The sequence below is a fragment of the Cytophagia bacterium CHB2 genome (assembly GCA_030263535.1).
GTDB lineage: Bacteria > Zhuqueibacterota > Zhuqueibacteria > Zhuqueibacterales > Zhuqueibacteraceae > Coneutiohabitans.
Window position 1 is genome coordinate 1 of sequence record SZPB01000190.1, and the last position, 12,354, is coordinate 12,354.

Consider the following 12,354-nt stretch of genomic DNA (forward strand, 5'->3'; position numbering starts at 1 on the left):
ATGCCAGCGGCGGAGTGCAGCGTTCTTTGGAGGAACGCGGCATTGGCTTTGACACCGGCGTCGCCGAAGTTCCCATTGTGCCAAGCGCCGTTATTTTTGACTTGCACGTCGGCGATCCCAAAGTGCGGCCGACGGCGGAGATGGCCTATGCGGCTTGTCTTGCAGCGACAACCGAGGAGTGTCGCCAGGGCGCAATTGGCGCGGGATGCGGCGCAACCGTGGGCAAAATTCGCGGCGTGCGGCACAGCATGCGAGGCGGAATTGGCATGGCGTCGTGGCGCTACGGTGAGTTGAGCGTCGGCGCGCTTGTGGTGGTGAATGCGTTTGGCGATATTGTCGATCCCATAACCGGTAAAATCATTGCCGGCGCGCGGCAGGATGATGGCCGTATGGTCGATACGCTGGCTTATGTGAAAGCAAATCCGTGTGGCCCTCTCAAGTCATGGGGCAACACCACCCTGGCCGTCGTCGGCACGAATGCGAAATTTGGCAAGGAAGCAACGATCAAGATCGCACAAATGGCGCAGGATGGCGTGGCGCGCGCGATTCGGCCGGCGCATACGCAGTCTGACGGCGACATGGTTTTTGCGATTTCTTGCGGACAGCAAAACGCCAGCGTTGTGGCAATCGGAGCGATTGCTGCGGAGTTGGTTGCAACGGCCATTGTTCGCGCCGTGCAGGAGAGTCAGGCGCAATGATCCTGCCTTATAAGAACATTACTCCCAGGCTTGGCCCAGGGGTTTTTGTTGCGCCGAATGCGACGATTATCGGCGATGTCGAAATCGGCGAGGCATGCAGCATTTGGTTCAATACCGTCATTCGCGGAGATGTCAATTACATCCGCATTGGCCGCAAGACGAATATTCAAGATTTGTGCATGTGTCATGTCACGCTCAATAAATGGCCGTTGCATATCGGGGAAGGCGTTACCCTCGGTCACGGCGCAATTGTGCACGGTTGTATGATTGGCGATTATTGCTTGATCGGCATGGGCGCAACGGTTCTGGACGGCGCGCGGATTGGTCCGCAAACGATTGTTGCGGCGGGCGCGCTCGTGCGCGAGGGTTTTGTGGCGCCGGAGCATACGCTCGTTGCCGGCGTTCCTGCCGAAGTGAAACGGGAACTGCGCCAAAGCGAAATTGAGAATTTGTTTGCCTCGGCGGAACGCTATATGCGTTATAAAGATGAGTATCTGGCGGCGGGCATCGGCCAACCGCCTGGCTGAAAAGATCAACACCGCATTCGCCGACTCTTCCGTTGCTTTTCAGGCGGCTAATGTTTATTTTGCCGGGCTTTTTATCCACTACTACAAGGTCTGAGGAGAGGTTGTGTCACGTCGGCTTTCATGGTTTGTATTTTCATTCGTTTTGATTTCGTTGTTGGGCACGGTTGAGCTAAAGTCGCAAACTGACACCGCAAAATTATATCGCATTGCCCCCACGACTTACCAGCCGGTTGATACGTCCCATTCCCCTCGCCGTCTCATTTCGCTGAACGGCGTCTGGCAAGCCTTTTCGGAAAATCCCCAGGTTAATACCACGTTCAAAGTCCCGGGCGCTTTTTTGTTCGATGGCTCCGTGCGTTTCGAGCGAACCTTCCGGCTTGATTCGACGATGTTGAACAAAACCGTGCGCCTGTATGTTACCGGTTGCAACAACGCCGCACAGATCAAGCTTAACGACGAGATTACCGGCAGCCACGAAGGCGGATACATGCCGTTTATCGTGGAATTCCGCAATGAAAGGCTTTTTTATGCACAAGACAACAAGCTGGAGATAACCGTTGACAATCGTTTGTCGCCGCTGAGTTCGTTGCCCGCGAAACAACGCCCGTTTGGCTGGGCGAATGAAGGCGGCATTATTCGCGAGATTTTTCTCGAAATTCTGCCGGAGGTGCGCCTCGCATCGCCGCGCTTTGATTATCGGTTGCATTCCGGCGCGGCGCAAATCAACTTCACGGCGCAGATTCGCCCTCGCCGCGGCCTGGCGCCGGAAGCGCTCGAAGGTTTGACGTGCACGCTCGAAATTTGGGACGTGCGGCGCGAACAAAAGCTGGCAGGCTCGCCGCCTCGTGCATGTGAAAACTGGAACGGCGACCGCCAGGATCTCGCGTTGACTTACCAGTTATCTGAACCGGCGCTCTGGTCTCCGCAGGAGCCAAATTTGTACGCGTTGCGTGCTGTTCTCAGGCAGGGCGACTCTGTGATTGATGAACTTTGGCAAGAAACAGGATTTCGCAGCATTCAAATTGCCGGCCAGGAGTTGCATCTTAACGGTGAGCCGCTGGAACTGCACGGCGCGAATTGGATGGAAGCGTACAACCGGCAGTCGGTTTTGTTGGATTCGACGGAACTGGCAAATCTCGTCATGACGGCGCAACAACTTGGCCTCAATGTGCTGCGTGTGATCGGCCGGCCGCCACATCCCTTGTTGCCCCGCTTGTGTGATCGCGCCGGTATTTTTTTGCTGCAAGAACTTCCGCTTTATTATCTCACGGATGCCCATTTTAACCAACCAAATTTTTCACCGCTTGCCCAAGCGCAAGCGCATGAGATGATCGAACGCGATCAACATCATCCGAGTGTTCTGGCTTGGGGGCTGGGCGCCCTATCTGCGCCGCTTTCCTCCAACGCGCAACGCACGCTGCAGGAGCTGGTTGCAGAAATTCGCAAACGTGATGACCGGCCGATTTATGCCGTGACATTGCCGGGATGGATTTCTCTCTGGGAGCCGCATGCAGATTTTCTTTTAATTGATTGGTTTTTGCGCGCGGATCTAACGCCGTTCCGGGAGCTTGCCAAGCATTCAGTGAAACCGGTTATGCCGATTATTGGCCAGTGGGCAAGTGAAGCGCTGGTTCGCACCGGCGAGCCGAACAGCGACACCGAACGCGCGGAGGCCGAAGGGCTGCAAGCCGAATATTATATGCGCGTCTTCAACCTGTTCGATCGCGCGGAAGGCAGTTCGAGTTATTTTCTGCATGCATTGAAGGATTGGGAAGGCCCGACGCCGATGCTCGCGGCCGGCCCGCTTGCGCTCACAAAATCAGACGCGCAAGTAGAAGCCGCGGCTATCGATGCGCGTTTCGTTTCCAGCAGCACGCGCCGCTATCCCTGCGGTTTGATCGACGCCTCGGGACAGAACCGCCTGGCTTTCAAAGTTGTGCAAGCCCACAATCGTCGCGACACCAATCCGGTGGGCGCAACCAAGCACACACTTCCGGGAAATTCCGGCATCTTTCAAATTGTCGGTATCCTGTTGATTTTGATTTTGCTTTATTTTATTCAGCGCGATCGGCGCTTGCAAGACAATTTGCGCCGCATTTTCGTGCATCCGCACGGCTTTTATATCGACTTGTACGAGAATCGCAAAGTTGCGCCTTTTTTAACCGTGCTGATTGGTTTGGCGGAAAGCTGTGTGCTGGCGTTGCTGCTCACACAATTCTTTTATGCTTTTCGCCACGATCTCGTTTTTGATCATGTGATCAACCTGGTGCTGCACGCCCCTTACTGGAAAGGCGTATTGATTTGGCTGGTTTGGAATCCGGCGTGGTTTCTCGCCGGCGCGACGCTCGCCATTTTTTTGTTGGGCGTCTTGTCTGCCATTTTTTTGCGTATTCTCGGAATGTTTTTCAGCAGCAGTTTGACATTAAGCCAGTATCTCACGTTTGTTTTTTGGGTCGGCGCAAACTTGCTCATTCTGGCCGCGATTGCCCCGATTTTTCATCGCCTGCTGCTGATGCCGGATTTTGTGCGGCCTACATTATTTTTTGTTGCGGTGATTTTCCTGTGGCTGATCGGGCGCTTTTTCCGCGCCATTCGCGTGTTGTACATGATCAGCTTCCTGCGCGCCGCGATCATTTGCATCGTTATTTTCGGCGGCATATTGGCCTCGATCGTTCTTTACTATGATCAATCCCAGGCGATTTTTGATTATGCCAAGTATTACTTTGAAATGTTGAAGGCGAGAGCATAAAAAATACTCTTGTTTTTCAGTTCACATGCTTCTAAATTCACGCCGAAACAGAGGGCTGAGTTTCAGCAATTCACGCAAACCGCCGGTCACCGTTTTTTCTCGTGTTTGTGCGAAAACGTTGTACCGCCCGTTTTTCTATCTATCGACGCAAGCTTTCTTAATGAAAGGATATGTTTGAGCACGCTGTTTTCCACATCTTATCCTCGACTTCATTCACACCGAAGCGTTTTCTGCTGGCCTGCGCCAGTTCACTTGGCAAAAAACTGGTGAAATTCCTTGAAATTTCTCTATCGTGCTCGTCAAGTGAATTAATGAACATCAGTAATCCTTTGGCTGATATTATTTTAGTTGGGAGTTGCCGTGTATCTTTCCAAGCTTGAGATTCTCGGGTTCAAATCGTTCGCCAAAAAAATGGAATTCAAATTCCACAATGGCATCACCGGCGTGGTCGGACCAAACGGCTGCGGCAAAAGCAACATCGTTGATGCCATCCGCTGGGTGCTGGGCGAGCAGAAAGCTGGCGCGTTGCGCAGCGAACGCATGGAGAATGTGATTTTCAACGGCAGCAAATCGCAAAAGCCGTTGGGCATGGCCGAAGTCTCATTGACCATTGAAAATACAAGAAATATTCTGCCGATTGAATATTCCGAAGTCGTCATCACGCGGCGGTTGTTTCGCTCGGGCGAAAGCCAGTATTTGCTCAACAATTCTGTTTGCCGTTTGAAGGATATTATGGATTTGTTCATGGATACGGGCATGGGCGCCAATGCCTACTCCGTGATCGAGCTGGCCATGGTCGAACAAATCTTGAACGGCAAGGCGGAAGAACGCCGTCACATTTTCGAGGAAGCGGCAGGCGTAGGCAAATACAAGGCACGCCGCAAAGCCGCTTTCCGCAAGCTCGAGGCGACCGAAGCGGATTTGCTGCGTTTGAATGACATCCTCGCCGAGGTCGAGAAAAACGTTGACTCCCTCAAACGCCAGGTGCAAAAAGCCGAACGTTATCAAAATTATGCCAATGAGCTAAAAGAAACGGACTTGACACTCGCAACGTTCCAGTTCGAAGCGATCAAAAATGAGATCGAGCCGTTGATCGTGGAATCCAAGCAACTGCATGATCGCCGCGAAGAATTGTCAGCGCAACTGGCAACGGAAGAGGCCGAGATTGAAGAAATTCGCCTCAAGGTGTTGGAGTTGGAAAAACAGCTTGTGTCGCGCCAGCGCGATCTCAACGCCAACACGGAACGCATTCAGAAAAAGGAAGAAGAAGTTCTGATCAGTCAGGAACGCATTCGCGCCGTGCAGGATAATCGCAACCGCCTGGCCAAGGAAATTGAAGAGTTGAACAAGCGCAGCGCCATGTTGGCGGAAATGCGCGCAGCTTTCGCCGGCAAACTGGAGGAGATGAAACTCAATCTCGAAAGCATTGAGGTCGCAGCGATCAGCCGGCAGCGGGAATTGGAGGAACAACGGCAGACGTATCAAGGCAAACGCCAGGAATTGCGTGAAGCGGAGAATCAACGTTCCGCAGAAATGTCGACGATTACCAACCTGCAAAAGGAACAGGAACGCCTGCGCACACAGTTGGAATTTGGCGAACAACGCCGCAATCAATTATCGAGCGGTTTGGATACGCTGCGCCGCCAAAAAAGCGATTTGGAAGCCGCCCGCGATCAGCTCTCCTTGAAAGTCGCGCAAGCGCTGGCGCAACTGGATCTGCTCAATGTGCAAAGCGAGGAAAACCAGCAAGCGTTGCTGGCAAAGCAAGCCTGGATTGACGAAGCCAAACAAAAAGCGTTGGAGTTGATGGGGCAGGTGCAGCGGCAACGCGATCGCGCCAGCCTGTTGCGCAAGGTGCAGGAGAGTTACGAAGATCATCCCGAGGGCGTCAAACATCTCTTGTTGGAGGGGGGCATGCCGGAAGGCTGTCTGGGAACGTTGAGCGACCGTCTGAAGGTTCCGGAGCCATATCGCCGCGCGGTCGAAGTCGCGTTGGGCGAAGCGGCGATGGCATTGTTGGTGGATCATCATGATCGCGCATTTCACGGCATCGATTTGCTGCGTCAGAATGAGAAAGGCGTTGCGACATTTCTGCCGGCAACGGGAACGCAATGGGGATATGAGCCGAACGGCGATTTGCGCTTGCCTGAGGACGACATTATTGGCCGAATTTCTGAATTGATTGATTGCGAGCCGGATATGCGCCCGTTGATGAACAATATGCTGGCGGATTTCTATCTCGTGAAGTCGCTGGCGAGCGCGCGACGCTTGGCCGAATTCAAGACGTCACGCCGGCTTGCCTTCGTCACGGCTGCCGGCGAATTGGTGACGAATTGGGGGCCGATTCGCGGCGGCTCGGAGAAAACCATTAGCGCGATTATTGGCCGGCGTGAAGAGATTGCCGCGCTGGAAAGCGAGGTCGAACATCTTGATCTCGAGGTCGATGAACTGACGGATCGGCAAGAAGCGGCGGAGCGGGAATTGCGTGATTTATTGGAGCAAGGCGAGCGTCTCGCGCAAAGCCGCAAGCTGCTCGAAAAAGACCGGCAACAGCTCGAAATCGAATTCGGCCAGGCCGCGTTTCGCGCCACCAAAACCGCCGAAGAATTGGCGCAACACGAAAAGGATTTGCAGCAGCTCGACACAACGCACGCCGATTTTAACCTGCAGCTTGCAAACGTGCAGCCGCAATTGCAAGAACGCGAATCGCTGCAACTCACCGCCGAAGGCCTTTACCAGCAATTGTCAGCCGAGATTGAAGCGCTGGATCCCAAGCTGCGTGAAGCTGAGAAGGCGTTCAATGAGGCCAATCTCAAAGTCGTGGAAGCGCGCGCCGAATTGCGCAACACCGAAGCGGAAATCAATCGCACTGACAAAAGCAAGCAAGAAACTCTTGAGAGCATCCGTTACCGCGAAGAAGAAATTGGCCAGGCCGAGCAGCAAGAGAAAGATCTGAGCGCGCGCATTGCGGAGATTCGCGAGCAATTGCAGGAAGATTTCGCCGAGCGCAAGGAGCTTGAAGACATCGTTTCGGAGCTGGAGAAATCTTTTCGAGAGCAGAAAGCCGCGGCAGATGACAAGGAACGGGCGTTGCGGCCGAAGCGCAGCGAGCGCGATGAAATTTCTGAAAAACTCCATCATGACGAATTGCGCATTGCCGAACTGAATATGCAGCGCGCCAACCTGGTGAAGCACATTAACGAAAATTATGAAATCGATTTGGCGCAGCATGCCGCCGCCCATCCGCTCGCCCCGGATTTGGAATTTGACGCCCCCACCACCGAAGAGCGGGTTAATTGGCTGCGCAATCGCTTGAAGAGCATGGGGCCGGTGAACATGCTCGCGCTTACGGATTATGAAAAAGAGAAGGAACGTCACGATTTTCTCATCGCGCAGAAGGAAGATTTGATCAAGGCCGAGGAAAATCTGAAGGAAACGATCAAGGTCATCAATGACACGGCGTATGAACGTTTCGGCAAAGTCTTCTCGTTGATCCGGGAGAATTTCATTCAAGTCTTCAAAAGTTTCTTTGTTGATGGCTTTGTGGATTTGCGCCTCGATGAAGGCGATCCGCTGGAATGCGATATTATCATCGAAGCAAATCCCAAAGGCAAAAAACTGGGTTCACTGGCGTTGTTGTCCGGCGGTGAGAAAACCTTGACCGCGATTTCGCTGCTGTTCGCGATCTATCTCGTCAAGCCCAGCCCGTTTTGCATTTTGGATGAAGTTGATGCGCCGCTGGATGATAACAACATTGGCCGCTTCACCGGCGCGTTGCGCAAATTCGCCGAGAACACGCAGTTTATTTGCGTCACCCACAACAAAGGCACGATGAAGGCCGCGGATTATTTGTACGGTGTGACGATGGAAGAGCAGGGCGTTTCCAAAGTCGTATCCGTGAAATTCGAAGATGCAGATGTTGGCCATCTGGCCGCCAACCAGCCTGCGGCATTAGCCGAATTGAGCCAGAATTAAGCGGTGTATGTGCCCCGGCAGCGGCTGTTTGTGTTTTTGTGAGTGTAAATGCGTCGGAACTTTTACTTGATTATCAAAGCGTATTTGCATATTTTGGCCGACTTTTGCCGCGACTTATATGCGCTTTATGAAGTACAACGAGTGATCTTGCCCCCGTTTCTATCTGCGAGTTTGTCCACATCAAACCTGAAACGCCAAGCGGGGGCCTGTTCCGTTAGGATGTTTCCGTGTCACAACACCTAAGCAAATTTTCGGCTTTTAAAGATCTCGTGAATGCGTATCTCGTTTCGTTTCTGTCGACTTCTCGAAACGGGAGCAGTCGCGGCGAGCCGGCGAGCCTTTACGAGCCTATCCGTTATGCGATGGAAGGCAACGGCAAGCGCATCCGTCCGGTGTTGCTGCTGCTGAGTTGTGACGCGCTCGGTGGCTCGGCGCAACAAGCGCTGCCGGCGGCTGCCGCAGTGGAGTTGATGCACAATTTCACGTTGGTGCATGATGATATCATGGATCGCGACGAAACCCGCCGCGGCCGGCCGACGGTGCATCGTAAATGGAATACCGATATCGCAATTTTAGCCGGCGATGGCTTGGTGGTGCTGGCCTATCAAAGCTTGCTGAAAACTGAAACCTCCCAACTTGGCCGCATCAGCGAGATTTTTACGAATGGTATTTTGGAGATTTGCGAAGGCCAGGCGCTGGATGCGGATTTTGAGCACGACGATCACGTGACGATGGCGCGCTATGAAACCATGATCATGAAAAAAACCGCGCGTCTGCTCGCCATTTGCACGCAAATTGGCGCAATCCTCGGAAACGCCGCAAAACCGCAGATTCTTGCCTTCAAAAATTTTGCCGAGCATCTTGGCCTGGCTTTTCAAATTCAGGATGATCTGCTCGACATCACCGTGGAACAAACCGTTTTGGGGAAAGATTTTGGCAGCGACGTGCGCCGGCACAAGCGCACGTTTCTTTACGTGCATGCTATGGAAAACGGGCGCGACGAGCAACGCGCGGCGCTGCGGGCAATCTTTGCCAAGCCGGTGATCGACGATGATGACCTGCTCGCGGTGCAAAAGCATTTTCGTGAGAGCGGGGCAATCGACGCCGCAGCTTTTGCTGTGCGTACACATCTCGCTGAAGCCAATCGTAATTTGGCTGAGCTGGCGCTCGGCGCGGACGTAACCGAGCTGCAAAATCTAGTTCAGATGATTCTGCACCGTAAAGCATGATTGCAAATTCGCCATGTTGGAGAAAAAAGTTCGCGTTCAAAACAAGCTAGGATTGCATGCCCGCCCGGCGGCGCTTTTGGTCAAAACCGCAAACAAATTCAAAGCGGATGTGTTTTTGACGCGCGAGAGCCAGGTGGTCAACGGCAAAAGCATCATGGGTGTGATGATGCTGGCTGCCAATTACGGCAGTGAAATAACCCTCTCCGTCAAAGGTGAAGATGAGGAAAGCGCGTTAACCGAATTGAGCAATCTTTTTGACAGCAAATTCGGCGAGCAGTGACGATATGCGACTGGTTCCTGTGAAAACGTTTGAACCCAAAGCCGAGGTGATTTTGCGAGGCGTGCCCGCCTCTGCGGGCATTGCCATTGGCCGCGCATTCGTTTTCTTTGAAAACAAACCGGTGGTGGAGCAACAGCAGCTCTCCGCGGCTGAAATTCCGCGCGAGATCGAGCGCTTGCGCGAGGCCCTGCAAAAGGCCAAAGACGAAGTCATGCTCGACCAAAACATTGCTTTGGAACAAGCCGGCGAAGCTGCCGCACAGATTTTCGAAGTGCATCATCTGATTCTGAATGATCCGGAATTTTTTGGCCGCGTGGAAGGTGAAATTCGTGGCCAGGCTTGCAACGCTGATTTTGCGTTTCATGAGTTGATGCAGAACTATGTCAGCCAATTGCTGAAACAAGGCGGATTTTTCAGCCATCGCGATACTGATTTTCAGGATGTTGAACACCGCGTGTTGCGCCACTTGCAGGGCGACCGCGGCGCGCATTTGAGCAAGCTCGCCAGCGGCGCAATCGTTGTCACCGAAGATCTCGCGCCCTCGCTGGCCGTATTGCTCGATCGCCACAAAATCCGCGGATTTGCCACGGATTTTGGCGGCATCAATTCCCACGGTGTTATCATTGCGCGCTCCAACGGCCTGCCGGCTGTGCTCGGCTTGCAGGAGATCACGAAACGCTGCACGACGGGCGACCGCGTCATCATCGACGGCGACGAAGGCGTGATCTTGCTCAATCCCGATGAAAACACGCTGAATTGGTATCAGAAGAAACAGGTCAAACAATTGGAAGCGCGCAGCCGGCTGGGATATTTGCGCGATTTGCCGGCGCGCACGCGCGATGGCCGCGATATTGAATTGGCCGCCAATCTCGAGTTTGCTGATGAAGTCAAACTCGTGCGCGAAAACGGCGCGCAAGGCGTGGGGTTGTTTCGCACGGAATATCTTTACCTCGACAAAGTCGAAGCGCCTTCCGAAGAATTGCAGTTTGAAACCTATTATCGCATCGCGCAGGAAATGAAGCCGCATCCTGTCATTATTCGCACGATGGATCTGGGCGGGGACAAAGTTCCGGCGTGTGTGAAAAGCGGGCCGGAGCCGAATCCGTTTTTGGGTTGGCGCGCCATTCGCATTTGTCTCGATCAGCCCGAGCTGTTCAAAGATCAATTGCGCGCGATCTTGCGCGCCAATGTGTTGGGCAATATCAAAATCTTGCTGCCCATGATTGCCGGCGTCGATGAATTGGATAAAGCGCTGGCCCTGATCGAGCAAGCAAAGCGCGAGTTGACCAAAGCAAAAAAGCCGTTCGAGCCGAACACGGAAATCGGAGTGATGATCGAAGTGCCGTCGGCCGCGATTATGGCGGATTTGATTGCTGAACGCGTTGATTTTCTCAGCATTGGCACGAACGATTTGGCGCAATATGCGATGGCGGCGGATCGCGGCAACGGCCGTGTCGCCCATTTGTTGATGGGATTCCAGCCGGCCGTCTTGCGGCTGATTCAGCAAGTCATCACAGCGGCGCACCGCCGTGGTGTGTGGGTCGGCGTTTGCGGTGAAATGGCGGCGGACCAGCTTGCCACCTTGCTGCTGGTCGGCATGGAAATCGACGAATTGAGCGTGAACCCGATCGACGTTCCAAAAATAAAGAAAATTATTCGCGACATCTCGTTTGATGAAGCGAAAGAACTGGCCGATCAAGTTCTGGAATTCTCAACTTCCAAGGAAATTCACGATTATGTGAAACCATTCATGCGGCACAAGTTTAAAGATATGTTGGCGTGATCTACCGCTGTCCATTAATCCACCTAACGATTATTGCCGGGAATATTGATGAAATTCACCGGCTTGCTGGCGAGTGAACGGGCGAAGGCCAGTCCCTCAGTCCCCCTCATCGCTTTTGCATCCTGGTAACATGAATGAAGGAGTAGCTATGAATGCAATGCTGTTCACGTCGGAATCTGTGACCGAAGGCCATCCGGATAAAATCGCTGATCAGATTTCCGATGCCGTGTTGGATGCGATTTTCGCACAAGATTCCAAAGCGCGCGTAGCGTGCGAAACCTTCGTTACCACCGGTCTGGCCGTCGTGGGCGGCGAGATTACCACGGATTGTTACGTGCATGTGCCCGACATTGTGCGCCGCACCATCAAAGAGATCGGCTATACCAATGCCAGCTTTGGGTATGATTTTGAAACCTGCGCCGTGTTGACTTCGATCGACCGGCAATCTCCGGACATTGCCATGGGCGTTGATCGCGAGGGCGCCGGCGACCAGGGCATGATGTTTGGTTATGCTTCCAATGAAACGCCGGAATATATGCCGATGCCGATTTTGCTGGCGCACAAGCTGTGCCGGCGCCTCGCGGAGGTGCGCAAGCAAGGCATTCTTCCTTATTTGCGGCCGGACGGCAAGGCGCAAGTTTCCGTACGTTATGTGGACGGCAAGCCGCGCAGCGTCGAGGCCGTGGTCGTCTCCACGCAGCATAACCCGGAAGTTTCGCAAGAACAAATTCGGCAGGATGTGATTGAGAAAGTGGTCAAGCATGTCATACCCGCCGCGATGCTCGATGAGCACAAGGTCGCCTATCATATCAACCCCACCGGACGATTTGTGGTGGGCGGGCCGCAAGGCGACGCCGGTTTGACCGGACGCAAGATCATCGTGGATACCTACGGCGGTTTTGGCCGTCACGGCGGCGGCGCGTTCTCCGGCAAAGATCCGACGAAAGTGGATCGTTCCGGCGCGTATGCCATGCGCCATGTCGCGAAGAACATTGTGGCCGCGGGCTTGGCCGACCGCTGTGAAGTGCAGGTCGCGTATGCCATCGGCGTGGCGCAACCGGTTTCGATTTGCGTCGATACCTTTGGCACCGGCAAAACCTCTTCCCAAAATAT

The 12,354-nt window shown here is 53.7% G+C and carries 8 protein-coding genes; all 8 read left to right on the forward strand.

The annotated features are described in order from the left end of the window. Positions 1–698, forward strand: a 698-nt coding sequence (locus FBQ85_17600; GenBank protein ID MDL1876950.1) for a peptidase S58 family protein, incomplete at its 5' end; no start/stop codon positions are given. After that, positions 695–1,225 carry a gamma carbonic anhydrase family protein gene (locus FBQ85_17605; GenBank protein ID MDL1876951.1) on the forward strand — a complete coding sequence of 177 codons (531 nt, stop codon included), beginning with the start codon at positions 695–697 and terminating at the stop codon, positions 1,223–1,225. The genes FBQ85_17600 and FBQ85_17605, both read left to right, overlap by 4 nt. Positions 1,226–1,328: 103 nt before the next feature. Beyond that, positions 1,329–3,974: a hypothetical protein gene (locus FBQ85_17610; GenBank protein MDL1876952.1), complete on the forward strand. Its 2,646-nt coding sequence runs from the start codon at positions 1,329–1,331 to the stop codon at positions 3,972–3,974. Positions 3,975–4,322: 348 nt separating this feature from the next. After that, positions 4,323–7,949 carry a chromosome segregation protein SMC gene (gene smc, locus FBQ85_17615; protein MDL1876953.1) on the forward strand — a complete coding sequence of 1,209 codons (3,627 nt, stop codon included), beginning with the start codon at positions 4,323–4,325 and terminating at the stop codon, positions 7,947–7,949. A 227-nt stretch (positions 7,950–8,176) separates the two neighbouring features. After that, positions 8,177–9,178 (forward strand): polyprenyl synthetase family protein, encoded by a 1,002-nt coding sequence (locus FBQ85_17620; protein ID MDL1876954.1) that lies wholly within the window; start codon positions 8,177–8,179, stop codon positions 9,176–9,178. A 13-nt stretch (positions 9,179–9,191) separates the two neighbouring features. Then, positions 9,192–9,458: an HPr family phosphocarrier protein gene (locus FBQ85_17625; protein MDL1876955.1), complete on the forward strand. Its 267-nt coding sequence runs from the start codon at positions 9,192–9,194 to the stop codon at positions 9,456–9,458. A 4-nt stretch (positions 9,459–9,462) separates the two neighbouring features. After that, complete coding sequence (gene ptsP, locus FBQ85_17630) at positions 9,463–11,241, forward strand: phosphoenolpyruvate--protein phosphotransferase (GenBank protein MDL1876956.1); 1,779 nt, start codon at positions 9,463–9,465, stop codon at positions 11,239–11,241. A gap of 148 nt (positions 11,242–11,389) precedes the next feature. Continuing rightward, positions 11,390–12,354: methionine adenosyltransferase (locus FBQ85_17635; protein ID MDL1876957.1), on the forward strand; the 965-nt coding region annotated here is incomplete at its 3' end.

What these genes read in the sequence shown, in the direction of transcription:
- ptsP (MDL1876956.1), top strand. Translation starts at nt 9,463, where the DNA reads ATGCGACTGGTTCCTGTGAAAACGTTTGAACCCAAAGCCGAGGTGATT.
- FBQ85_17625 (MDL1876955.1), top strand. Translation starts at nt 9,192, where the DNA reads ATGTTGGAGAAAAAAGTTCGCGTTCAAAACAAGCTAGGATTGCATGCC.
- FBQ85_17605 (MDL1876951.1), top strand. Translation starts at nt 695, where the DNA reads ATGATCCTGCCTTATAAGAACATTACTCCCAGGCTTGGCCCAGGGGTT.